At 67.6% G+C, this 22656-nt stretch carries 24 protein-coding genes; 19 read left to right on the forward strand and 5 right to left on the reverse strand.

Translation table 11 applies throughout. From position 1 onward, the window contains the following. Positions 1 to 93: 93 nt before the first annotated feature. Positions 94 to 1791, reverse strand: coding sequence for a nitrite/sulfite reductase (locus EV191_RS08020; RefSeq protein WP_132876298.1), 1698 nt, complete (start codon positions 1789 to 1791; stop codon positions 94 to 96). 324 nt (positions 1792 to 2115) lie between these two features. Between EV191_RS08020 and hemW the strand changes: the two genes are divergently transcribed. The 15 genes from hemW (at position 2116) to recO (ending at position 16263) form a co-directional block, all read left to right on the forward strand. Then, positions 2116 to 3342 (forward strand): radical SAM family heme chaperone HemW, encoded by a 1227-nt coding sequence (gene hemW / locus EV191_RS08025; protein WP_132876299.1) that lies wholly within the window; start codon positions 2116 to 2118, stop codon positions 3340 to 3342. A gap of 218 nt (positions 3343 to 3560) precedes the next feature. Then, complete coding sequence (gene hrcA / locus EV191_RS08030) at positions 3561 to 4583, forward strand: heat-inducible transcriptional repressor HrcA (protein ID WP_424565438.1); 1023 nt, start codon at positions 3561 to 3563, stop codon at positions 4581 to 4583. 78 nt (positions 4584 to 4661) lie between these two features. Continuing rightward, entirely contained in the window at positions 4662 to 5816 is a 1155-nt protein-coding gene (gene dnaJ, locus EV191_RS08035) for a molecular chaperone DnaJ (protein ID WP_132876301.1), read from the forward strand. A 3-nt stretch (positions 5817 to 5819) separates the two neighbouring features. Continuing rightward, on the forward strand, positions 5820 to 6611 hold the full coding sequence (locus EV191_RS08040) for a 16S rRNA (uracil(1498)-N(3))-methyltransferase (RefSeq protein ID WP_243658822.1): 792 nt from the start codon (positions 5820 to 5822) through the stop codon (positions 6609 to 6611). Positions 6612 to 6836: 225 nt separating this feature from the next. Beyond that, on the forward strand, positions 6837 to 7475 hold the full coding sequence (locus EV191_RS30040) for a TetR/AcrR family transcriptional regulator (protein WP_165912875.1): 639 nt from the start codon (positions 6837 to 6839) through the stop codon (positions 7473 to 7475). Positions 7476 to 7485: 10 nt separating this feature from the next. Next, positions 7486 to 7860, forward strand: a complete 375-nt coding sequence (locus EV191_RS08050) for a histidine triad nucleotide-binding protein (RefSeq protein WP_132876302.1) — start codon at positions 7486 to 7488, stop codon at positions 7858 to 7860. 198 nt (positions 7861 to 8058) lie between these two features. Then, complete coding sequence (locus EV191_RS08055; RefSeq protein WP_132876690.1) at positions 8059 to 9081, forward strand: PhoH family protein; 1023 nt, start codon at positions 8059 to 8061, stop codon at positions 9079 to 9081. Next, a complete protein-coding gene (gene ybeY, locus EV191_RS08060; protein WP_132876303.1) occupies positions 9078 to 9638 on the forward strand; it encodes an rRNA maturation RNase YbeY in 561 nt (186 codons plus the stop codon). The genes EV191_RS08055 and ybeY overlap by 4 nt, the downstream gene beginning before the upstream one ends. Positions 9639 to 9687: 49 nt before the next feature. After that, on the forward strand, positions 9688 to 11109 hold the full coding sequence (locus EV191_RS08065) for a hemolysin family protein (protein ID WP_132876304.1): 1422 nt from the start codon (positions 9688 to 9690) through the stop codon (positions 11107 to 11109). Positions 11110 to 11114: 5 nt separating this feature from the next. Beyond that, the gene (locus tag EV191_RS08070; protein ID WP_132876305.1) at positions 11115 to 11441 is read left to right on the forward strand and encodes a cytidine deaminase; all 327 of its coding nucleotides are present in this window, start codon (positions 11115 to 11117) and stop codon (positions 11439 to 11441) included. A gap of 107 nt (positions 11442 to 11548) precedes the next feature. Then, the gene (locus EV191_RS08075; protein ID WP_132876306.1) at positions 11549 to 12370 is read left to right on the forward strand and encodes an SAM-dependent methyltransferase; all 822 of its coding nucleotides are present in this window, start codon (positions 11549 to 11551) and stop codon (positions 12368 to 12370) included. 23 nt (positions 12371 to 12393) lie between these two features. Further along, a complete protein-coding gene (era, locus tag EV191_RS08080; RefSeq protein ID WP_132876307.1) occupies positions 12394 to 13311 on the forward strand; it encodes a GTPase Era in 918 nt (305 codons plus the stop codon). Between the two features lie 108 nt (positions 13312 to 13419). Further along, positions 13420 to 14244, forward strand: a complete 825-nt coding sequence (locus EV191_RS08085; RefSeq protein WP_132876308.1) for an SAM-dependent methyltransferase — start codon at positions 13420 to 13422, stop codon at positions 14242 to 14244. Further along, positions 14241 to 15413, forward strand: a complete 1173-nt coding sequence (locus EV191_RS08090) for a YbfB/YjiJ family MFS transporter (protein ID WP_132876309.1) — start codon at positions 14241 to 14243, stop codon at positions 15411 to 15413. Before EV191_RS08085 ends, EV191_RS08090 begins: the two co-directional genes overlap by 4 nt. Positions 15414 to 15450: 37 nt before the next feature. Further along, positions 15451 to 16263 (forward strand): DNA repair protein RecO, encoded by an 813-nt coding sequence (gene recO / locus EV191_RS08095; RefSeq protein ID WP_132876310.1) that lies wholly within the window; start codon positions 15451 to 15453, stop codon positions 16261 to 16263. Here recO and glmS read toward each other — a convergent pair. Together glmS and EV191_RS08105 are read right to left on the reverse strand one after the other, a co-directional pair. Then, positions 16250 to 18088 (reverse strand): glutamine--fructose-6-phosphate transaminase (isomerizing), encoded by a 1839-nt coding sequence (gene glmS, locus EV191_RS08100; protein ID WP_132876311.1) that lies wholly within the window; start codon positions 18086 to 18088, stop codon positions 16250 to 16252. The genes recO and glmS overlap by 14 nt on opposite strands. A 57-nt stretch (positions 18089 to 18145) precedes the next feature. Further along, positions 18146 to 18415: a hypothetical protein gene (locus EV191_RS08105; protein WP_132876312.1), complete on the reverse strand. Its 270-nt coding sequence runs from the start codon at positions 18413 to 18415 to the stop codon at positions 18146 to 18148. 187 nt (positions 18416 to 18602) lie between these two features. Between EV191_RS08105 and EV191_RS08110 the strand changes: the two genes are divergently transcribed. The 4 genes from EV191_RS08110 to EV191_RS08125 are packed head-to-tail and all read left to right on the forward strand — an operon-like array spanning position 18603 to position 21695. Further along, a complete protein-coding gene (locus EV191_RS08110) occupies positions 18603 to 19493 on the forward strand; it encodes an isoprenyl transferase (RefSeq protein WP_132876313.1) in 891 nt (296 codons plus the stop codon). Continuing rightward, positions 19490 to 19924, forward strand: coding sequence for a hypothetical protein (locus EV191_RS08115; protein WP_132876314.1), 435 nt, complete (start codon positions 19490 to 19492; stop codon positions 19922 to 19924). The genes EV191_RS08110 and EV191_RS08115 overlap by 4 nt, the downstream gene beginning before the upstream one ends. A 38-nt stretch (positions 19925 to 19962) precedes the next feature. After that, complete coding sequence (locus tag EV191_RS08120) at positions 19963 to 20985, forward strand: permease (protein ID WP_424565439.1); 1023 nt, start codon at positions 19963 to 19965, stop codon at positions 20983 to 20985. Beyond that, positions 20982 to 21695, forward strand: a complete 714-nt coding sequence (locus EV191_RS08125) for a TIGR03943 family putative permease subunit (protein WP_132876316.1) — start codon at positions 20982 to 20984, stop codon at positions 21693 to 21695. Before EV191_RS08120 ends, EV191_RS08125 begins: the two co-directional genes overlap by 4 nt. A 110-nt stretch (positions 21696 to 21805) precedes the next feature. On the opposite strand, the gene EV191_RS08130 is transcribed toward EV191_RS08125, so the two are convergent. Both EV191_RS08130 and EV191_RS08135 read right to left on the reverse strand, forming a co-directional pair. Beyond that, a complete protein-coding gene (locus EV191_RS08130) occupies positions 21806 to 22225 on the reverse strand; it encodes a Fur family transcriptional regulator (RefSeq protein WP_132876317.1) in 420 nt (139 codons plus the stop codon). Next, a complete protein-coding gene (locus EV191_RS08135) occupies positions 22222 to 22629 on the reverse strand; it encodes an ArsR/SmtB family transcription factor (RefSeq protein ID WP_132876318.1) in 408 nt (135 codons plus the stop codon). The genes EV191_RS08130 and EV191_RS08135 overlap by 4 nt, the downstream gene beginning before the upstream one ends. Positions 22630 to 22656 lie beyond the last annotated feature (27 nt).

The following is a 22656-nucleotide window of genomic DNA, read 5'->3' on the forward strand; positions in this document are numbered from 1 at the left end:
TGTTCTGCCCCTTCCCGTGTCGAGCTCGCGATATCTTCCGCGTGCTGGCATTTCGTTAGTGTTAGGTATTCACGCACGCATCGGCCCACTGGTTCACTTCAGGTCGGCTTCTTCGGCGCGGGAGACCCACTGCGCGAACCTTTCGCCCTCGGTTCGCTGGTCGAGGTAAGTCCGCACCACACGTTCCACGTATTCGACGAGCTCCGTGCCGATGACTTTGTGCGCCCGTAGCTTACGACCGAAGCCAGCGTCCATTCCGAGGCCACCACCCAGGTGTACCTGAAACCCTTCTACCTGGTTTCCCTCGGCATCCGTGACGATCTGTCCCTTGAGTCCGATATCAGCGGTCTGTATTCGGGCACACGAATTGGGGCAGCCGTTGAGGTGAACGCTAACCGGATTCGTGATTCCGCTCTGTACATCGGCGAGTCGCTGTTCGAGTTCCGCCACGAGCTCGGCGGCCCGGGCTTTCGTTTCCACGATCGCGAGTTTGCAGAATTCGATTCCGGTGCATGCCATGACACTGCGCCGCCATGGCGTCGGGGTGGACGGCAGCCCGAGTTCGGTGAGGTCGTCCCGCAGGGTTTCCAGGTCCCCCTCGGCGACGTCGAGGACGACCAGTTTCTGTTGCGGGGTAAGGCGAACTCGCGTCGAGCCGGCGCGCTCAGCCGCCTTGGCCACCTCGACCAGAGTGGACCCGGTGACCCGCCCGGCGACCGGTGCCACGCCGACGTAGTACCGGCCATCCCGCTGGCGGTGCACGCCGACGTGATCAAGAGGTGCGGCGGGGATCTCCGGTGCCGGCCCGTCGATCAGCGGGCGCTGTAGATACTCGGTTTCCAGGATCTGCCGGAACTTCTCCGGTCCCCAGTCCTTGACCAGGAACTTGATCCGGGCGCGGTGCCGCAGCCGCCGGTAGCCGTAGTCCCGGAAAACGCTGATCACGCCGGCCCAGACCGCGGGCACCTCATCCCTGGGTACCCAGGCGCCGAGGCGTTTGCCGAGCATCGGGTTGGTGGACAGCCCACCGCCGACCCAGACGTCGAAGCCGGGTCCGTGCTCGGGGTGGTTGACGCCGACGAAGGCGACATCGTGCACCTCGTGCGCGACGTCCGACTGCCCGGAGATCGCGGTTTTGAACTTACGCGGCAGGTTCGCGAAGGACCGTTCGCCGACGTAGCGCCGCTTGATCTCCTCGATCGCGGGCGTGCCGTCGATGATCTCGTCCTCGGCGATGCCGGCGACCGGAGAGCCGAGGATCACCCGTGGACTGTCCCCGCAGGCCTCCATCGTGGTCATCCCGGCCGCTTCCAGTTTCTGCCAGATCGTCGGCATGTCCTCGATGCGGATCCAGTGGTACTGGATGTTCTGCCGATCGGTGATGTCCGCGGTGTCCCGGGCGTAGGTCTGGGAGATCTCGCCGAGTATCCGCAGCTGCTCGGCGGTCAGCGCGCCACCGTCCACCCGGACCCGCAGCATGAAGTACTCGTCATCCAGCTCCTCGGGCTCGAGGGTGGCGGTGCGGCCACCGTCGATGCCCGGCTTGCGCTGGGTGTACAGGCCGTACCAGCGGAACCGGCCGCGCAGATCACCTGGGTCGATCGAGTCGAAGCCGCGGTGCGCATAGATGTTCTCGATGCGGTCCCGCACGTTCAGCGGGTTGTCGTCCTTTTTCGAACGCTCGTTGGGGTTCAGTGGTTCGCGGTAACCGAGTGCCCATTGGCCCTCGCCCTTACGTGCGGAGCCCCGCTTCGGAGCTGTGGGCTTCGGAGCTGTGGTGGGGGACGCCATGTGTTCCTCCGGACGATGTGGCACGTGAGCGCGCACGGCGGGCACAGTTCAGCGAAGGGAATTCGGCGATACGTGCGCAGCGGCGCGCCCAGCACCGTTGCGGATATGCGATAGCAGCGGCGGTGGGTCAGTTGGACGGGCGGCACAATGCGCTGGAGACGCGCAGGTAGTCGACGTGGCGTCGAACCACGAGGCACACACCTGGCGAAGTCATGGGTACTAGCGTGCCACGTGTCCACCAGGTGGTCTACCGGCATCCGCATGCTGGGATGGTGCTCACACGCCGCGGAATTACCTTCCTCTGGTGGGTGGTTGACTTGGCATATGGCCGCGAAACCCCCCGAAGGTGACCCACCGCCCGCAGACGGTGCGTTGCCCTCGGCCGCGCTCGCCGGGCTCGGCGAGCGGCCGTTCGGTGTGTATGTGCACGTCCCGTTCTGTGCCACCCGCTGCGGCTACTGCGATTTCAACACCTACACCTCGGCGGAACTCGCCGGAACCAGCGGCACGGCGGACTGGCTCAGCGCGCTACGCGCGGAACTGGCCCTGGGCGCGCGCGTGCTGGGTACACCGGCGCCGGCCAGCACCGTGTTCGTCGGCGGTGGCACCCCCTCGCTGCTCGGCGCGGAAGGGCTCGGCGGGGTACTGGACGCGGTCCGGGACAGCTTCGGTCTCACGGCGGACGCCGAGGTGACCACCGAGGCGAACCCGGAGTCCACCTCGCCGGAGTTCTTCGCCGGTATTCGCGCCGCCGGCTACACCAGGGTCTCGCTGGGTATGCAGTCGGTGGCCCCACATGTGCTGGCGGTGCTGGACCGGGTACACACCCCGGGCCGGCCAGCGGAGGCCGCGGCCCAGGCCCGGGCGGCCGGGTTCGAGCACGTGAGTATGGACCTGATCTACGGCACGCCGGGGGAGCGTGCCGAGGACCTGCGAGCCTCGCTGGAGGCCGCATTGGCCGCGGGGGTGGACCACGTCTCGGCGTACGCGCTGATCGTCGAGGAGGGCACCGCGCTGGCCAGAAAGGTACGCCGGGCCGAGCTGCCCGCGCCGGACGACGACGTGCTCGCGGACCGCTACGAGCTGGTCGACGGCATGCTCAGCGCCGCCGGGCTCGACTGGTACGAGGTGTCCAACTGGGCGCGCGACGAACGGGCCCGCTGCTGGCACAACATCGGCTACTGGCGCAGCGGCGACTGGTGGGGCGCCGGTCCGGGGGCGCACAGCCACGTGGGCGGCGTCCGCTGGTGGAACGTGCGTCACCCCGCGCGGTACGCGGACCTGCTCGCCGCCGGCAACTCGCCCGCGGCGGGGCGGGAGACGCTGGGTGTCGAGGATCGGGCAACCGAGCGGGTGTTACTCGAACTGCGCCTTGCCGATGGGCTGGCCGCGCGGGCACTCACCGAGCCGCAGCACGCCGAGGCGAAGCTGGCCGTCGCGGATGGGCTGCTGGACGAGGCCAGTTTCGCCGCCGGAAACTGCGTGCTCACCGCGCGTGGCCGGCTGCTCGCCGATGCGGTGGTGCGCAGGCTCGTCATCGCCGGCGAGTGACCGCGCGTAACCGCGTTCTATAGGGATCTTGCGGTGGTGGAGCGTGGTCGGTGACGCCCCGTGTTCGCGTTCTTTAAGGTTAGCGAGGCCGTGGAGTGTGGGATGCCACTCCCGCGTGTGCCCGTGAGCTGGTAGACGGGTACGGAACGGGGAACGCTCCGTAGACTTGACCACAGGCGCACCAGGTGGCGCGCCGAGCCCACGGGGAGTTGATGCGCGTGAACGCCGACGAGCGCCGCTTCGAGGTGCTGCGCGCCATTGTGGCCGATTACGTGGCCAACCAGGAGCCAGTGGGCTCCAAGGTGATCGTGGACCGGCACAACCTGGGCGTATCCAGCGCTACCGTGCGCAACGATATGGCCGCGCTCGAGGAAGACGGCTACATCGCCCAGCCGCACACCAGTGCGGGGCGGATCCCCACCGACAAGGGCTACCGGCTGTTCGTCGACCAGCTCTCCGACGTCAAGCCGCTTTCGGCCGCCGAGCGCCGCGCCATCCAGGGTTTCCTTGAAGGTGCCATCGACCTGGATGACGTGCTCAAACGCAGCGTCCGCCTGCTCGCCCAGCTGACCAGGCAGGTGGCCGTGGTGCAGTACCCCATGCTGACCAGCTCCACGGTGCGGCATGTAGAAGTGGTGCAACTCACGCCAGCGCGGTTGATGCTCGTAGTGATCACCGATACCGGGCGAGTAGACCAGCGGATGGTGGATCTCGGTGATGTGCTCGGTGACGAAGCCGTGGCCAATCTGCGTACCATGCTCAACGGTGCGCTCAGCGGGCAGCGGCTGACCGAGGCCGCGGTGCGGGTCGCCGAGCTTCCCGAGGAAGTTTCGGCGGAACTGCGGGATACCACCACCCGGGTGTGCACCGTGCTGATCGAATCGCTCGTCGAGCATCCGGACGACCGGCTGCTGCTCGGCGGTACGGCGAACCTCACCAGGAACGTCGCGGACTTCCCTGGTTCGCTGCGGGAAGTGCTTGAGGCGCTCGAAGAGCAGGTCGTGGTGCTCAAGCTGCTGGCCGCCGGGCGCGATCAGGACGCCATTACGGTGCGGATCGGCGAGGAGAATGAGCCGGCGGAAATGCGGAACGCTTCGGTGGTCACAATCGGATACGGCACGCGGGACACCATGTTGGGTGGCATGGGGGTGGTTGGCCCGACCCGGATGGACTATCCGGGCGCCATCGCCGCGGTTCGTGCGGTGGCCAACTACGTCGGGCAGATCCTGACCGGCAAATAGAATGGACTATGCGGGCGTGGCCAGACCACGCCTGGCGAACGGCGCCCGGTGGCGCGGCAGTAGGAGGGCAAGCAGACGGTGGCGACGGACTATTACGGCACGCTCGGGGTGCGCAAGGACGCCTCGGATGGCGATATCAAGCGCGCGTACCGCAAGCTCGCACGCGAGTTGCACCCGGATGTGAACCCCAGTGAGGACGCTCAGCAGCGCTTCGCTGAGGTCACGACCGCGTACGAGGTGCTTTCCGATCCGGAGAAGCGCAAGATCGTCGACCTCGGCGGCGACCCGATGGACGGCGGCGCCGGTGCGCGTGGCGCGCGCGATCCGTTCGCTGGTTTTGGCGGGCTCTCCGACATCATGGACGCGTTCTTCGGCGGTGGCGCTGGCGGCGGTGCCGGCAGGGGGCCGCGCAGCAGGGTGCAGCCCGGTTCGGACGCGTTGATCCGGCTGCGGATGACGCTGGAGGAATGCCTCGAGGGCGTGGACCGGGAGATCACCGTGGACACCGCCATCCTGTGCGAGCGGTGCACCGGTGCTGGCTCGGAGAAGGGCACCGGGGCGCAGAAATGTGACACCTGCTCAGGGATGGGCGAGGTGCAGTCGGTGCAGCGCACGCTGCTCGGACAGGTCGTCACCGCGCGGCCGTGCCCGGTCTGTCGCGGGCTCGGCGAAGTGATCGTGGACCCCTGCCAGCAGTGCGGCGGCGACGGCAGGGTGCGGGCGCGGCGGGACGTCAAGGTGCGTATCCCCGCGGGCGTGGCCGACGGCATGCGGATCCGGTTGAGCGGTCAGGGCGAAGTTGGTCCTGGCGGTGGCCCCGCCGGCGATCTCTACGTCGAGGTCGACGAGGAACCGCACCAGACCTTCGAGCGGGAAGGCAGCGATCTGCACTGCACGATCCGGATTCCGGTGACGGTGGCCGCGCTTGGCGCGACCCTGCCGCTGGACACCCTGGATGGCACCGAAGATCTGGAGATCCGACCGGGCACCCAGCCAAACACCGAACTGCGGCTGGCCGGTAAGGGCATGCCGAAGCTGCGTTCCTCCGGGCGGGTAGACGGTCGGGGTGACCTCCACGTACACGTGCAGGTCGAGGTGCCCACCAAGCTGGACTCCCGGCAGAACGAACTGCTGCGCGAGCTGGCCAGCCTGCGCGGTGAGGAAGAGCCGAGCCTGGCGAGCAACGGCAGCAAGGGCAACGGGCTGTTCTCCCGATTGCGGGCGCGGCGCTGAGCCGTGACTGACCCGGTTCCCGCCGGCGCGAGCACGCCAGCACTGTTCCTGGTCGACGCGCTGCCCTCCGGGCACTCCGCGGAGCTCATCGGGGAGGAGGCCAGGCACGCGGTGACCGTGCGGCGGATGCGCGCCGGCGAGTCGCTTGCGCTCAGCGACGGTGCCGGTGGCCTCGCGCACTGTGTCATCGAGACGGTACGGCCGGGCAAGAACCCGGTGCTCGAACTACGGGTGGATCGGCGGGAGACCGTTGCCGCGCCGGTACCCCGGCTGGTCGTGGTGCAGGCCCTGGTCAAGGGCGATCGTGGCGAGCTGGCCGTCGAGCTGGCCACCGAGGCCGGCGCGGATGAGATCGTGCCCTGGCGGGCAGCGCGCTGTGTCGCCCGCTGGGAAGCCGGGCCACGCGGCGACAAGGCGCTGGCCAGATGGCGAGCCACGGTCCGGTCCGCGGCCAAACAGGCCCGCAGGGCATGGCTACCCGAGGTACGCGAACCGGTGGATACCACCGGCCTCGCCGAGCTGGTCGCCGCGGATGCGGCAGCGGCCGTGGTGTTGGACGCCGGTGCCAGCGAAGCACTCGATGCCTGGGCCGTGCCGGATGCCGGGGTGCTCTATCTGGTCGTCGGACCGGAAGGGGGCATCACCTCGGCGGAACTGGAAACGCTCGGCGCCGCCGGTGCACGCAGTGCGCATCTGGGGCCGACGGTGCTGCGCGCATCCAGCGCGGCCGCGGTGTCGCTCGGCGCGCTCGGGGTGCTCTCCGGACGGTGGCGACCGGCCGGGCAATCCGGATGACCAGCCGGTCGCGTTATGAGCTTGGCGAATCGGTAGCGGTCGAAGCGGAAAACGGGTTACGCTGGATCACGAACACACCGCACGGCGTTGCCGGCGGAGTAGTTCCCCAGCACCGCCGGACACCTCCCCCTCGGTCCGGCGGCGCCGCGTCGCGGTGGAGCGACCCCCAGGCTCCATCGCGACGCGGCACCCTTCTTCCCGCGCTTCACCAGATGTTGGGGCGGCATGCCGAAGATCGTTGATCATGTGCAGCGGCGGGCCGAACTCGCGCACGCGGTGTGGCGGGTAATCCAGCGCGACGGTATCGAGCACGCCTCGGTGCGCACCGTCGCGGCGGAGTCCGGCTGGTCCACCGGCGCGCTGCGGCACTACTTCCCGACCTCGGACGCGTTGCTCGGCTTCGCCATGGAGCTGTGCTTCGACTGGATAGCCGAGCGACTCAACCGGTTGCGCGCCGAACAGGCCGCCCGTCCAGCCGGCACGACCAGCTCGTTCCAGCGGATCCGCGAGCTGGCGCATATCGTGCTGCCACTCGACGATCAGCGGCTGCTGAACGCGCGGGTGCTGATGTCGTTCATGCCGCGTTCGCTGGTGCACGAGGCCCTGCACGAGCAGGAACGGCGGGGTACCGGAATGCTCCGGATGGCGTTCACCGAGGTGTTCGAGGTGGCCGAACGGGCGGGGGAACTGGTCCCCGGCGCGCGAGCCGACCGGCAGGCGCGGCAGCTGCTCGCGCTGCTTGACGGGTTGAACACGCACCATCTGCTCGCGCCGCGGGACTATCCGGTGAGCGAGTTGGTCGAGCTCGTCGACGCGCAGCTGCGCGCCACCTTCGCCGCTCAGCCGGAAGTTCAGTCGGGATAGCCTGCCGGGTATGAGCGAAGCCAAGACCCTGTTCACCCGGATCATCGAGCGCGATATCCCGGCGGAAATCGTGCACGAGACCGCCACGGTCATCGCGTTCAAGGACATCAACCCGCAGGCCAATACGCATATCCTGGTGGTGCCCAAGGCGGTGTACCGGAACGCGCTCGAACTCGCCGAGGCTGATCCGGCCCTGCTGGCCGAGCTGGTGCGTACCGCCGGCGCGATCGCCGCCGAGCAGGGTATCGCCGAGTCCGGCTACCGGCTGGTTTTCAACACCGACGCGGACGCTGGCCAGACCGTTTTCCACGTGCATCTGCATCTGCTCGGCGGGGAACCGCTCGGTTTGTTCGGGCATCCGGGCAAGGGCGAACCGCAGGAGTGAGACACTGGTAACCGGCTGGTCAGTTGTTATCGCGGTGCGCGCGGGTATGGCCGGCCGTTAGCATCGACAGTGACCACCGCAGCCGAGCAGCGTAGAAAGCAGGCCCAAGAACACGTGGCCGGAACCGTATCGGGTAACGCCGCCCAGTCCGCCGACCTGTCCACCGTCCCGCCGAACGGGGCCGATGCGGACGAGAGAATCGCGGCTAAGGCGAACACAGCGGAGGAAACGGGCCCAGCGCAGGAAACGGGCCCAGCACAGGGGGCAGAGTCCAGATTCGCGATTCCGGATGGCGCCGCGCTCACCCTGCTCGGCTCCGCGGACGAGAACCTGCGAGTAGCCGAGGAACTGCTTACCGCGGATGTGCACGTACGCGGTAACGAGGTGACCCTTACCGGCGAGCCGGCCGAGGTGGCCTTCGCCGAACGGGTGTTCGCCGAGTTGAGCAAGCTCGCCGGCGGTGGCCAGCACGTCGGTACCGATACCGTGCGGCGGACGGTGGCCATGCTCTCCGCCGACCACGCGGAATCGCCGGCCGAGGTGTTCAGCCTCAACATTATTTCGCGTCGTGGCCGCACGATCCGCCCGAAGACGCTCAACCAGAAGCGTTATGTGGACGCGATCGACAAGCACACCGTGGTCTTCGGGATCGGTCCAGCCGGTACCGGTAAGACCTACCTGGCGATGGCCAAATCGGTGCAGGCGCTGCAGGCAAAGCAGGTGAACCGGATCATCCTCACCCGGCCCGCGGTGGAGGCAGGGGAACGGCTCGGTTATCTACCTGGCACGCTCTACGAGAAGATCGATCCGTATCTGCGGCCGCTGTATGACGCGCTGCACGACATGGTGGACCCGGAGTCGATTCCCCGGTTGACCCAGGCCGGCACGATCGAGGTCGCCCCGCTTGCTTATATGCGCGGTCGTACCCTCAACGACGCGTTCATCATCCTGGACGAGGCGCAGAACACCACGCCGGAACAGATGAAAATGTTCCTAACCAGGCTTGGGTTCGGTTCCAGGATCGTCGTCACCGGCGATATCACCCAGGTTGACCTGCCCGGCGGGCAGCGCAGCGGGCTGCGGGTGGTCCGGGAGATCCTGGACGGTGTGGAGGATGTCCACTTCGCCAATCTGACCAGCAGTGATGTCGTCCGGCACAAGCTCGTCGGGGATATCGTGGACGCTTACGATCGCTGGCAGGCGGTGCAGGAGCAGCGGTGAGTATCGAAATCGCCAATGAGTCCGGGGTACGGATCGACGACTCGTCGATCGTGTCAGTGGCCAGGTTCGCGCTCGACCGGATGGGCGTGAGTCCGCTTGCCGAGCTGTCCATCGCGCTGGTCGAGCTGGACACGATGAGCGATCTGCACCGGCAGTACATGGAGCTGGACGGCCCAACCGACGTGCTCGCGTTCCCGATGGACGAGCTGGAGGCCGCCCGGCGGCCGGACGCGGCGGAGGCATCCGGCGCGTTGCTCGGGGATATCGTGCTGTGTCCGGCGTATGCCAAAGACCAGGCGCGGACCGCCGGGCATGCACTGCTCGCGGAGCTGCATCTGCTTACCGTGCACGGGGTACTGCACCTGCTCGGCTACGACCACGCGGAGCCGGCCGAGGAACGTGAGATGTTCACCTTGCAACGGCGCATACTCGAGGAGTTCCACGCCGCGCGGGAAGCGGCGGAACGCAAGGCCGCGCAACGGGACGCGGACGATCAAGTGCTCGGTGCGGTAGGACTGAGCGATCCACCGGGAAACGAAGCCGCGAGCCGGGGGTAGTCGAATCCACACTGGGTTCGGCTACCTGGTTCGCTGAGGAAGGCAAACAGTGACGTCGGGGTCGGTAACTGTTTTAGTAGTTGCCATCGCATTGGTGCTGGGCGCGGGGGTGTTCGCCAGCGCGGACGCGGCGCTGTCCACCGCTTCCGCGGCCAGGGTGGACGGACTGGTTCGGGCCAAACGGCCGGGCGCGCGACAGCTGGCCGTGGTCGTCGCGGATCGGGCGCGGCATCTGAGCCTCTTGCTGTTGCTGCGGTTGTGCTGCGAGCTGCTTGCCACGGTGCTGGTCACCCTGCTGTGCATCTGGGAGATCGAGCCGACCTGGCTCGGCGTCCTGGTTGCCGCGGTGAGCATGATCGTGGCCAGCTACGTGCTGATCGGCGTGGGGCCACGCACGATCGGCCTGCAGCATCCGTATGGCGTGGGACTGGTGATGGCTGGTCCGGTGCGGGTGCTCGGCTGGGTGCTCGGGCCACTGAGTCGTGTGCTGATCGTGCTCGGCAACGCGATCACGCCAGGCAAGGGGTTCCGGGAAGGCCCGTTCTCCTCGGAGGTCGAGCTACGCGAACTGGTCGACCTTGCCGGCGAATCCGGGGTCGTCGCCGAGGGCGAGCGGGAGATGATCCATTCGGTATTCGAGCTCGGCGACACCATTGCCCGCGAGGTGATGGTGCCGCGTACCGAGATCGTGTGGATCGAACGGTCGAAGTCGGTGCACCAGGGGTTGGCGCTGTCCTTGCGAACCGGTTACACCCGGCTGCCGGTGATCGGCGAGAGCATCGACGAGATCGTCGGCGTGGTGAACCTGAAGGACCTGGTAAGCCACTCGGTCGCGGATGGGGACGGCGCGGTGCTCACGGCGTCGACAGCCGGTGGCTGCATTGGCGATGTGATGCGCTCGGCCAGTTTCATCCCGGACAGCAAGCGACTCGATGAGCTGCTGAAGGAGATGCAGAGTTCCCGCAACCATCTGGCGATCGCCGTGGATGAGTACGGTGGTACGGCGGGCCTGCTGACGATCGAGGACATTCTGGAGGAGATCGTCGGCGAGATCACCGACGAGTCGGATACCGAGGATCGTCCGCCGGTCGAGGATCTTGGCGATGGAACGACTCGGGTGAGCTCCCGGCTGCCGGTCGATGACCTGGACGAACTGTTCGACACCGAACTGGCTGATGAGGACGTGGAGACCGTCGGTGGACTGCTTGCGCAGCGGCTCGGCAGGGTACCGTTGCCCGGAGCGGAAGCGGAGATCGACGGGCTGCGGATGCGTGCCGAGGGGGGCAAGGACCGGCGTGGCCGGATGCGGATTACCTCGGTGGTGATCCGTCCGGTGCGGCCAGACCCGGTGATCGATGCCGCGAATCAGGTGGCCGCGGACGGCGATCCGGTCGGTGCGGGGGAACTCGCCGCGCGCCGGGCCGGGCAACGCCTGGCGGCGGAACGCGCGCAGGGCAATGGACAGGAGTAGCTGAGTTGGCTGAGCTCGACCCGGAAGACGGCAAGATCGTCACACTCGCCCGTTCGGTCCGCGCGCGGACCGGCGCTGCGGAAGGCGCGGCCGTCCGGGACACCGACGGCCGGACCTATGCCGCGGGCACGGTGGAGCTTTCCGCGCTCCGGCTAACCGCGCTGCAGGCCGCGGTCGCCGCCGCGGTGTCCAGCGGCGCCGAGGGGCTGGAGGCCGGCGCGGTGGTCACCGAAGCAGCCGAACTGGACGCGGAGTCCGTGGCCGCGGTCAAGGAGCTGGGCGGGAGCGCGAAGCTGCTGCTCGCCGATGTTTCCGGGACCGTGCGGGACTGAGTTCCGTACTGGCCGCTGGCCCCCGCGCACCGGTAGTCTTGATCAAGGTATCCCTCACCCATTCGGGTGGCTATGCTGTGCCGGAGCCGGCGAAGAGAGGCATCGCGATGACCGCAGATGATCAGCAGGTTGATTGGGTACCGGACAAGGTCGATCTGACATCGCCGAATTCGGCCCGCGTGTATGACTTCATGCTTGGCGGGGCGTGTAACTTCGCCGCGGATCGAGACTTCGCGCAGCGGGTGCTGACGATGTTGCCGGACCTGCGTGGCGCCGCGGTACAGAACCGCGCGTTCCTGCGCCGCGCGGTAGAGGAGCTGACCGAACTCGGCATCCGCCAGTTCCTCGATATCGGTTCCGGTATCCCCACGGTCGGCAATACTCACGAGGTCGCCCAACGGTCCGCGCCGGGCAGCCGGGTGGTCTATGTGGACAACGAGCCGATGGCCGTGGCACACAGCGAGATGATGTTGCGGGACAACCCGGACGCCGCGATCGTGAACGCGGATATGCGTGATCCGGACGGGGTCCTCAGTGCCGTCGAGGACATTCGGCTGCTCGACTTCACCGAACCGATCGCGCTGATCATGTGCGCGATCCTGCATTTCGTGCCGGAGGACGGAGATCCGCTCGAGTTGCTCGCTCGGTATCGCGCAGCGCTCATCCCCGGCAGCTATCTGGTGATCTCGCATGGCACGGACGGCGAGAAGGACCAGGATACGGCGAACTCCGCGGCGTCCATGTACGACCGCACGGCAACCCCACTGACGCTGCGCTCAAGGGGGCGGATCGCCGAGCTGTTCACCGGATGGGAGTTGGAGCCGCCCGGCGTCGTCTACACCACGCAGTGGCGTCCGGAGTTTCCCGAGGAGGCCGAGCGGGAGCCGGAGCGTAGCTTGCTCTACGGTGGCCTGGCCCGCAAGGCCTGACCCGCATCGGCGACAATGGCTGGATGACCAGCGCACCAGAGGAAACAGAGCAGCATCGATCCGGGTTCGCCTGCTTCGTCGGCCGGCCGAACGCGGGCAAGTCCACTCTCACCAACGCGCTGGTCGGCAGCAAGATCGCGATTACCTCGAGTAAACCGCAGACGACCAGGCACGCGATCCGCGGCATCGTGCACCGGCCGGATGCCCAACTGGTCATCGTGGACACACCGGGACTGCACCGGCCCCGAACCCTGCTCGGGCAGCGCCTCAACGATGTCGTCACCAATACGTGGTCCGAAGTGGACGTTGTGGGGCTGTGTGTGCCCGCCGACGAGAAAATCGGCCCGGGGGACCGGTTCATCGCCACCGAACTCGGCAAGATCGCCAGCAAAACCCCGGTGATCGGGGTGGTCACCAAAACCGACCTGGTGGATCAGCAGCGGGTGGCCGAGCAATTGCTCGCGCTACAGGAGGTCATGGCCTTCGCCGATCTGGTCCCGGTATCCGCGCAGGCGCAGTACCAGCTCGATGTGCTGGCCGACCTGCTTGTCGCTCGGATGCCAGTGGGGCCACCGTTGTATCCGGACGGCGAGCTGACCGAGGAACCGGAAACCAAGCTGGTTGGCGAGCTCGTGCGGGAGGCCGCGCTGGAAGGGGTGCGCGACGAACTGCCGCATTCGATCGCGGTGACCGTCGAGGAGATGCATCCGAGGGAAGGCCGCGACGATCTGGTGGATATCTACGTGAACCTGCACGTGGAGCGGCAGAGCCAGAAGGCGATCGTGCTCGGGCCCAAGGGCGCGCGGCTGCGCGAGGTGGGCAGTAACGCGCGCCGGCAGATCCAGGCCCTGCTTGGCAGCAAGGTCTATCTGGACATCCACGTGAAGGTCAGCAAGGAGTGGCAGCGCGACCCAAAGCAGTTGCGCCGCCTGGGTTTCTGAGCCATCCACGGCCGCTGCTCACGTGGGGGATTCTCGGCGCAAACCTCGCCTCCCGGGTGATCGACTTGTTACTATCCGTGCGTAACTGGGCTACGGAAGTTGGTGCGGATGAGCGAGGAATGGGGCAAGCCAGCGGATTCGTGGGTGCCCACGGACGTCGACCTGGCGCGGCCGAACGCGGCACGGGTGTACGACTACTTTCTCGGTGGCGCGCACAACTTTGACGTGGACAGGGAATTCGCCGGCAAGATCGCGGAGATGATGCCCGAGGCGACCACGCTCGCGATGCGCAACCGGCGCTTTCTGCAGCGTGCCGTGCGCGAGCTGTGCGGACTGGGTATCCGGCAGTTCCTCGACCTCGGCTCGGGGATCCCGACGGTAGGCAATGTGCACGAGATCGCCCAGGCTATCGATCCAGCCGCTCGAGTGGTGTATGTGGACAACGAGGCCGTGGCGGTCGCGCATAGTCAGCTACTGCTCGAAGACAATCCGAACGCCACCGTGGTCGCGGCCGATATCACCGATCCGGGTCGGGTACTGGCCCATCCGAATACCCGCGAGCTGCTCGACTTCGACCAGCCGATTGCGGTGATCCTGTGCGCGGTGCTGCATTTCGTGCCGGACGAAGGGGATCCGAAGGGACTCATCGCGCGCTACTGGGACGCCGTCTGCGCGGGCAGCTATCTCGCGCTCTCCCACGGCACCATGGATAACCGGGAGGATATCCAGACGGTCGGAGACCAGTACAAGAACACCGCGAATCCGGTGACCCTACGCAGCCGTGCCGAGGTGGCCGCGCTCCTCGACGGGATCGAGCTCATCGAACCCGGGCTCATCTTCACGCCACTGTGGCGCCCCGAGGAGCTGGACCAGGTGGGCACCGAGGAGGCCAAGCGGTCCGGGGTGTATGCCGCGGTCGGACGTAAGTCCTGAGCCAGTACGGCCGGCTCGTCGTACGGGCGCTCGGGCTATCGCTCGGTCCGGCCTGCGCGCTCGGTCTCGCCCGGTTCGCCTACGCGCTGTTGCTGCCGGCCATGCGCGCGGCACTGGACTGGTCGTTTGCGATCGCCGGCGCGATGAACGCGGCGAACGCGCTCGGTTATCTGGTTGGCGCGCTGCTTGCCGCGCGACTCGCTACCCGGTTCGGCGCCAGGAATGTCTTCCTGTTCGGCCTCGCGGGGACCGCGATCACCGTGCTGCTTTCGGCGGCGACGGCGAGTACCCCGCTGCTCCTGGTGCTGCGGTTGCTTTCCGGTATCGCCGGGGCGGCCACCTTCGTGCTTGGCGGTGCGCTCGTGGCCAAGCTCGGGGAGGGCTTGACTGGCCGCAGGGCCGGGCTGTTGCTCGGCTGCTACTTCGGCGGTTCGGGGATCGGCATTTTCTGCTCGGCGGTCGCGCTCCCGCCGTTGCTCGGCGCGCTGGACCCGGCTACCGGTTGGCGGTGGGGCTGGGTCGTACTCGGGGTGCTCGCCGGATTCGCCGCGCTCGGCGCGATACCGGCGGTCCTGCGTAGCCCGGAACCGGTGACGGAGCGGGGTCGTGGCCGGTGGCCGGTGGCCAAGCTGGCGCCGCTACTGCTGGCGTACACGCTGTTCGGCGTCGGCTATATCGCGTACATGACGTTCATCGTGGCTTTTCTGCGCGATGCGGGTAGATCCACGGCCGAGGTCACCGTTTTCTGGGCGGTACTCGGATTGGTGTCGATCGGGAGTGGGTTTCTCTGGGGTCCGCCGCTCGGTGCCTGGTCCGGCGGGCGTGGTCCGGCGATCGTGTTGAGCGTCGTCACGGTGGGCGCGGCGATCCCGCTGCTGTCCGCTTCGGCGGCGATGGCGATCGGCTCGGCCGTGGTGTTCGGGGTGGCGTTCCTGGTGGTCGCCGCGGCGATGACCGCGGTGGCCCAACGGATCGTGCCGGCGCATCAGTTGACCGCCGCGATCGGCGGGTTGACCACCGCGTTCGCGCTTGGCCAGTGTTTGGGGCCGGTGTTGGCCGGCGTTCTTTCGGACAGCGCGGATGGTGTGCGGGCCGGGTTGTTGCTCTCCGCGGTGATCCTGCTGATCGCTGTTCCGATCGCCGCCGCCCAGCGCCAGCACACTCGGTAACCGCGTTCTTCAAGGTTGGCGAGTTTAGAATGGACCGGTGAGCCTGTACCGCGACACCGGAATCGTTGTGCGGGTGCAGAAGCTGGGCGAGGCCGACCGGATCATCACGCTGATCACGCGCAAGTTCGGCAAAGTGCGTGCGGTCGCGAAGGGAGTCCGCAGAACGGGCTCGCGCTTCGGCGCCCGGCTGGAGCCGTTTGGTCACGTTGATGTGCAGTTCTACACCGGTCGCACGCTCGATGTGATCACCCAGGTGCAGACCGTGGACGCTTTCGGCTCGCCGATCGTGGCCGACTACCAGCGCTACACGGTGGCCAGCGCGATCCTGGAGACCGCCGACCGGCTGTGCGCCGAAGAGGGCGAGCCGGTGCTTCGGCTGTACCTGCTGGTGATCGGCGCGCTACGCGCGCTTGCCGGCGGCGAGCGGGACGCGGCACTGGTGCTGGACGCGTTCCTGCTGCGGGCGATGGCCTTCGCCGGCTGGGAACCGGCGATCGTGGAATGCGCCCGCTGTGCCAGCCCCGGCCCCCATCCGGCGTTCAACGTGGCCGCGGGCGGGGCGGTGTGCGCGCGCTGTCGTCCCGCGGGCTCGGTGAACCCGGGGGCCGAGGTGCTGATCCTGCTCGACGCGCTGATGGTCGGGGACTGGGCACGGGCCGAACACAGCAGCTACCCGGTCCGCCGCCAGGCAAGCGGGTTGATCGCCGCGCATCTGCAGTGGCATCTGGAACGCGGCCTGCGCTCGCTGCCGCTCGTCGAACGCCGGCTACGCGAACAGGCCGGCGTGCCGGAGGCGGAACAACACGCCGAACCGCACGCCGAACTGGATGGCCCGGCTACTCAACGGTGACACTTTTCGCCAGGTTGCGCGGTTTGTCGATATCCCGGCCGAGGACCTTCGCCAGGTGATAAGCGAACTGCTGCAAGGGAATCCCGAGCAGAATCGGGTCGAGCTCCGGTTCCACGGACGGTACCGGTAGCACCGCGTCGGCAAGTCCGTCCGGCAGCCGCGCACCGGTAATCGCGATGATCGGCCCGCCCCGCGCCTTGATCTGCTCCATCGTGCCGATGTTTTTCGCCAGTAGCTCGTCGTCCGGCACGACCACCACACTCGGCATCCCACGATCAATCAGCGCGAGCGGCCCATGCTTGAGCTCGGCCGCCTGATAAGCCTCGGCATGGATATAGGAGATCTCCTTGAGTTTCTGCGCGCCCTCCCGCGCGACCGGCCAGCCGCGCACCCTGCCGATGAAGAACATATGGCTGGCCTCGGCAAACCGGTTGGCCACGGCCGCGATCCGCTCGTCCATGGCTACCAGCTCGGCGATCCGGTCGGGCAGCGCACGCAGCCCGGAAACCAGCCGCTTACCGTCCGCTGTGGACAGATCGCGCACCCTGCCGAGCAGCGTGGCCAGCAGTGCGAAGGACACGTTCATCGAGGTGACGGCCTTGGTTGAGGCCACCGAAACCTCCGGGCCGGCGTGCAGGAAGATGCCCTGCTCGCATTCCCGCGCGATGGCGCTACCGACCGCGTTCACCACGCCAATCACCTCGCCACCCTTACGGCGCAACTCCTGCACCGCCGCGAGGGTGTCCGCGGTTTCGCCGGACTGGCTGATCGCCACATACAACGCATGCGGGTCCACCACTGGGTTGCGGTAGCGAAACTCCGAGGCCGGCTCGGCGTCGGCGGGAATTCTGGCCAGTTCCTCGACCAGGTTCGCGCCGAGCTGGCCCGCGTAGTACGCCGAGCCGCAACCGAGGAATTTCACCCTGCTGAACTCACGCAGCCGGCGCGGCTCCATCCGCAAGCCGCCAAGGTGGGCGGTGTTGAACCGCTCGTCCAACCTGCCGCGCAATGCCCTGCGCACCGCTTCGGGTTGCTCCCGGATCTCCTTGTGCATGAAATCCGGATGCCCATCGAGCTCGTATGCGCTGGCCTCCACCGGCATCGCGGTCGGGGCTGCCGCCACGCGCTCGGCGCTCGGCTGGTCGCGGAGCGTGCCGGTTTCGAAAGAGCCGGCGCGTACCGTGGCGAGCTCGCCGTCTTCCAGGTACACCACCTGCTGCGCGTAGCGGACCAGCGCGGCGAGGTCCGAGGCGATGAACATCTCGCCTTCCCCGATGCCAAGCACGAGCGGGCTACCGTTGCGCGCCACGACCAGCTCATCCGGTTTACGCGCGTCCAGTACGAGTAGCCCGTAGGTGCCGTCCACCTGGCCGAGCGCGGCGCGTACCGCCTCCCGCAGGCTGTCCGCGCCACCGTCCAGTGCTTCGGCGATCAGATGTGCCAGCGCCTCGGTGTCGGTATCCGAAACCAGCCGTACCCCGCGGGCGCGTAGCTGCTCCCGCAACGCCTCGGCGTTTTCCAGGATCCCGTTGTGCACCACGGCGATCCGGCCGCTGGCATCCAGCTGTGGATGCGCGTTGGCCTCGGTCGGCTCGCCATGCGTGGCCCATCTGGTGTGCGCGATCCCGGTCCGGCCGGCGGGCGCGGGATCGAGCCGGGCACGCAGTTCCGCGACGCGCACCGCGGCCTTGTGTACCTTGGCCCGACCGCGGTGCGGGACCGCGAGTCCAGCCGAGTCGTAGCCGCGGTACTCGAGCCGGTGCAGCCCTTCGAGGAGTACCGGGCAGGCTTCGCGCGAGCCGATGTAACCGACGATTCCGCACATGGGTGCAGCCTTTCCTGTACCAGATGACCTTTGCCGGATGACCCTTTGCCAGATGATTTAGCCGTAGACGATTCGCCGGAGCTGACGTGCGGACAGCTCCGGCGCGGCGACCGGACGCGCGGCCAGTTCCGCGCCGAGTACCGCCCAGATCCGCTCGTTGCCGAGCTGCTTGCCGCGCAGTTCGCGATGTCGCCGCCGGATGAATTCCTCGGTCGACTCGCCGAAGTAGCTCAGCACATCAGCGATGACCCGAGCTGCCGTGGCCGGCGGCAGGCCCGTGGAGGCGGCCACATGGCGCACCAGATCCGCGGGTGCCGAGTGGTCCATAGCTACCGAGCTTGCCGGGAAATCGGCGATTCTTCAAACTTTCTGCCCGATTTCGGGCAGGAGAAGGGCTGATATGGAGTAGGTCATCGGGGTCGACCGACTAGCAAGTAGGGTCGTTCGCGCCGTCCACGCGGTAACCGCGAACGAAGAGCTATGGCAGCACGCAACGATCAACCGGGAGGCGTACGTGCGAGGCAGGCGGAAGGCGGGGGCGCGGCGCGTATTTCGCCAGCCGGAACCGCATCCATCGGGCGCGCGGCCGCCGGAGATTCCGGCCGAGTTCTTGCCGAAGCATGTGGCGATCGTGATGGACGGCAACGGCCGGTGGGCCAACCAGCGCGGACTGCCGAGGATCGAAGGGCATAAACGCGGTGAGGCCGCGATGGCCGAGGCGGTGCGCGGCGCGATCGAGATCGGCGTGCCGTGGGTGTCGTTGTACGCGTTCTCCACCGAGAACTGGCGGCGCAGTCCGGAGGAAGTCCGTTTCCTGATGGGCTTTTCCCGGGATGTGATCCGCCGCCGGATCGACGAGTTCGACGAGATGGGTGTGCGCATCCGGTGGGCGGGCAGGCGGCCGAGGCTGTGGCGCAGCGTGATCAACGAGTTGATCAGCGCCGAGGAGCGGACCAGGGACAACCCTGGACTGAACCTGGCGATGTGTGTCAACTACGGCGGGCGCGCCGAGGTTGGCGATGCGGCACGGCAGATCGCCAAGCTGGCCGCCGAGGGTCGGATCAATCCGGACAAGGTGGATGAGCGCACCCTCGCCAAGTACCTCTACCAGCCGGAGATGCCCGATGTGGACATGTTCATCCGGCCGTCAGGGGAACAGCGCACGTCGAACTTCATGCTCTGGCAATCCGCCTATGCCGAGCTGGTGTTCCAGGACATTCTGTGGCCGGATTTCGACCGCCGCGATCTGTGGCGCGCCTGCCTGAGTTTCGCGGAGCGGGACCGGCGGTTCGGTGGCGCGCTCGATCGGGCCGCGGGTACGGAGCCGGCCGAACCTTTCGCCGCGGCTGGCGCTCGCGGCAGCGAAACGGATTCCCATCCGGAAAGCGGTGATCAGCGGAAATGAACGCTAACTTGGGTGCGGGCCAGGACGTCGAAGCGGTGAATACCGGGGCGTTGCTGAGCCAGGCACGGGAAGCGCTCGAGCGCTACCACGAGGTGTACGTGGATGACGACGGCGCGCTGACCTTCCAGCACGGTGAAGTGCCCTGCGCGGTACAGGCCATGCAGCTCGCCGAGGGGCTGGTCGTGCTGAGCCTCACCTGCGTGGTGGCCTGGGATCTGCCGGATGAGCCGGCGATGGCGGTGTCCGCGGCGGAGCGGGCTGGTCAGGGCATGTTCGGCACGCTTGGCGTCGTACACACCGAGCGCGGGATGGATGTGACCTTGCGTTATGCCTTCCCCGCCGAAGGGCTGGCCGCTGAGCCGCTCAGCACCTTGCTGATGTTGGTGGTGTCCACCGCTTCGCAACTAAGGGCGGAACTCGTCGGGGACTAAGAGCACGGATCAGTTCCGGCTCTGGCACACTTCGTGCAGTGACAATCGTTTCCAAGAACTCCGCCGAGTCGGCGGCGGACGAGCGCCCGCGTCGGCGAATCACCTCGCTCGAGGTGCTTTGCGTGCTGGTGCTGCTCGCCGTGCTGGGGCAGGACTGGCTGCAGCGGATCTTGGACGCCCCCGCGGTGCGGACCGGCGCAACCATCTTTGTCGCGGTCTGCGTGCAGGCGTTGCCGTTCCTGGTGCTCGGTGTGTTGATCAGCGGCGCGATCGCCGCCTTCGTACCGGCGCGGGTGCTGCGCAAGGTCCTCCCGCGCAACGAGGCACTCGCGGTGCCCACGGCCGGCGCGGCCGGGATCGCGCTCGCCGGTTGCGAATGTGCCTCGGTGCCGGTCGCCAGGCGACTGATCGGCCAGGGCGTACTGCCCTCGGTCGCGTTCACCTTCATGCTCGCCGCGCCCGCGGTGAACCCGGTCGTGCTGGTGGCTACCGCCGTCGCCTTCCCCGGTGAGCCCGGCATGGTGCTCGCCAGGTTCCTCGGCTCGATGGGCACTGCGGTGTTCATGGGCTGGCTGTGGGCGAAGCTCGGCAAGGCCGAATGGATCGCCGAGCGGGTGTTACGCAGGATGCCGGAACACCCGGGCAACCGGCGGTGGGTGACCTTCGCCGAGACAGCGCGGCACGACCTCGTCGAGGCCGGTGGCTACCTGGTGCTCGGTGGGTTGGTCTCGGCCGTGCTCACGGTGGCGGTGCCGCAGGATTGGCTGGCCACGCTCGGTGGGCAGGTGGTGCTCGGCGTGCTGGTAATGGCGGTGCTCGCGGTGGTGCTCTCGCTGTGCAGCGAGGCGGACGCGTTCGTCGCGGCCTCGCTGGCGCCGCTGCCGCTGCTGCCGAAGCTGGTGTTCATGGTCGTTGGCCCCGCCGTCGACCTGAAGCTGTTCGCCCTGCAGACCGGGACCTTCGGCAAGGCCTTCGCGCTGCGCTTCGCGCCCGCGACCTTCGTGGTGGCGATCGCCTGCGCGCTCGGCGCCGGGCTGCTGGTGCTCGGGGGTGTGCGATGAGAAGGGAAACGCAGAACATCCTGCTGGTGCTGACCGGCGGCGCGCTGCTGAAGATCGCGTTCGGGGACACCTATCTGCGCTACGTGAAGCCGTCCCAGCAGCCGCTGCTGATCATCGCTGGTGTGGTGATCCTGGCGCTTGCCGCGGTGGCGATCGTGCGGGACATCAAGGCGCGGCAACCAAAGACGAGTCAACCCAGGGCGCGGGCAGCCGGCCACGACCATGCCCGTAGCGCCTGGTTGCTGACACTGCCGGTGTTGGCGATCTTCGTGGTCGCGCCGCCGGCGCTCGGGGCCGATTCGGTGGATCGGGACTCCTCGCGCGCGACCGCGGGCGCCACGGATTCGGCGTTCCCGCCGCTGCCGCGCGGTGCGGTAGTGGATCTTTCCGTGACCGAGTTCGTCACCAGGGCGGGCTGGGATACAGCGAACTCGCTGGACGACCGGACCGTCGAGCTGACCGGGTTCGTGGTTCGGGATGGCGAGTCGCTGCGCTTGGCCAGGATGGTGGTCACCTGCTGTGCCGCCGACGCCGCGCCGCTTTCGGTCCGGCTGCACGATGCGCCGGCGACCGGGTTGCGCTCGGATGACTGGATCACGGTGACCGGCCAGCTGGTGCCGGGCACGGCGACCGAGGCGAGCGACTACCAGCCGGTGCTACGCGTGGATTCACTCCGCGAAGTCTCCGCCCCACGTAATCCCTACGAGTAACCCCAATAACCGCGCTAACCCTAAAGAACGCGGTCACGGAACGTGCCGTGGCTGCACTTAGTGACCGCAAGATCCCTAAAGAACGCGGTCACGGAGCGTGCTCGGCGAGTTCAGCGCCGAATGCAGTCCGCGCAGCTGCCGAAGATCTCCACGGTGTGGCTGACCTGCGAGAAGCCGTGCTCGCTCGCTACCCGATCGGTCCATTTCTCCACCGCGGGACCCTCGACTTCCACGGTGTGCCCGCAGTGCCGGCAGACCAGGTGGTGGTGATGATGCGCGGAGCAGCGTCGGTAAATCGCCTCACCGGTATCGGTGCGCAACACGTCGATCTCGCCGGCGTCGGAGAGCGACTGCAAGGTGCGGTACACCGTGGTCAGTCCGATCCCCTCACCACGTTTGCGCAGCTCATCGTGTAACTCCTGGGCGGATTTGAAATCGTCCAGTTGCTCGAGCAGGTTGGCCACTGCGGCGCGCTGTTTGGTCGAACGTCGACCGGGAACAGGGGGTGCTGCACGGTTCATCGTGGTCATTGTCGCTCCACACGTTCCGCGACGGGTTGGGGTGGGTGTTCTTCCTGCGCGTGCGCCACCGCATCCAGCACGATATGCGCGAGATGGTCGTCCACCAGCTGGTAGACGACCTCTCGTCCGCGCCGGTCGCCGTGCACGACGCCGGCCGCCTTCAGGATCCGCAGGTGCTGGCTGATCAGTGGCTGGGTCACCCCGAGCGCGTCAACCAGTTCGTGTACGCAGCGACCGGCGTCCCGTAGTTGCAGGACGATCGCGATCCGAACCGGGGCGGCGAGGGCGCGAAGCAGGTCACCGGCGGCCGTGAGCGTGCCTGCCTCCGGCACCGGGCCGGAAGCCGTGCCGTCATGCGACACGTGCTGCTCGGCATCGTGGTTTTCGACGATCTCCGAGCTCACCGACGACATCGCCATCTCCTCGAGTTAAGGGGTAAC

The sequence above is a fragment of the Tamaricihabitans halophyticus genome, assembly GCF_004340875.1.
In the GTDB taxonomy this organism is placed as follows: domain Bacteria; phylum Actinomycetota; class Actinomycetes; order Mycobacteriales; family Pseudonocardiaceae; genus Tamaricihabitans; species Tamaricihabitans halophyticus.

What these genes read in the sequence shown, in the direction of transcription:
- EV191_RS08050 (WP_132876302.1), top strand. Translation starts at nt 7,486, where the DNA reads ATGAGCGAAGCCAAGACCCTGTTCACCCGGATCATCGAGCGCGATATC.
- EV191_RS08085 (WP_132876308.1), top strand. Translation starts at nt 13,420, where the DNA reads ATGAGCGAGGAATGGGGCAAGCCAGCGGATTCGTGGGTGCCCACGGAC.
- EV191_RS08125 (WP_132876316.1), top strand. Translation starts at nt 20,982, where the DNA reads ATGAGAAGGGAAACGCAGAACATCCTGCTGGTGCTGACCGGCGGCGCG.
- glmS (WP_132876311.1), bottom strand. Translation starts at nt 18,088, where the DNA reads ATGTGCGGAATCGTCGGTTACATCGGCTCGCGCGAAGCCTGCCCGGTA.
- era (WP_132876307.1), top strand. Translation starts at nt 12,394, where the DNA reads ATGACCAGCGCACCAGAGGAAACAGAGCAGCATCGATCCGGGTTCGCC.
- EV191_RS08115 (WP_132876314.1), top strand. Translation starts at nt 19,490, where the DNA reads ATGAACGCTAACTTGGGTGCGGGCCAGGACGTCGAAGCGGTGAATACC.
- EV191_RS08020 (WP_132876298.1), bottom strand. Translation starts at nt 1,791, where the DNA reads ATGGCGTCCCCCACCACAGCTCCGAAGCCCACAGCTCCGAAGCGGGGC.
- EV191_RS08105 (WP_132876312.1), bottom strand. Translation starts at nt 18,415, where the DNA reads ATGGACCACTCGGCACCCGCGGATCTGGTGCGCCATGTGGCCGCCTCC.
- EV191_RS08130 (WP_132876317.1), bottom strand. Translation starts at nt 22,225, where the DNA reads ATGACCACGATGAACCGTGCAGCACCCCCTGTTCCCGGTCGACGTTCG.
- EV191_RS08075 (WP_132876306.1), top strand. Translation starts at nt 11,549, where the DNA reads ATGACCGCAGATGATCAGCAGGTTGATTGGGTACCGGACAAGGTCGAT.
- EV191_RS30040 (WP_165912875.1), top strand. Translation starts at nt 6,837, where the DNA reads ATGCCGAAGATCGTTGATCATGTGCAGCGGCGGGCCGAACTCGCGCAC.
- hemW (WP_132876299.1), top strand. Translation starts at nt 2,116, where the DNA reads ATGGCCGCGAAACCCCCCGAAGGTGACCCACCGCCCGCAGACGGTGCG.
- EV191_RS08135 (WP_132876318.1), bottom strand. Translation starts at nt 22,629, where the DNA reads ATGTCGTCGGTGAGCTCGGAGATCGTCGAAAACCACGATGCCGAGCAG.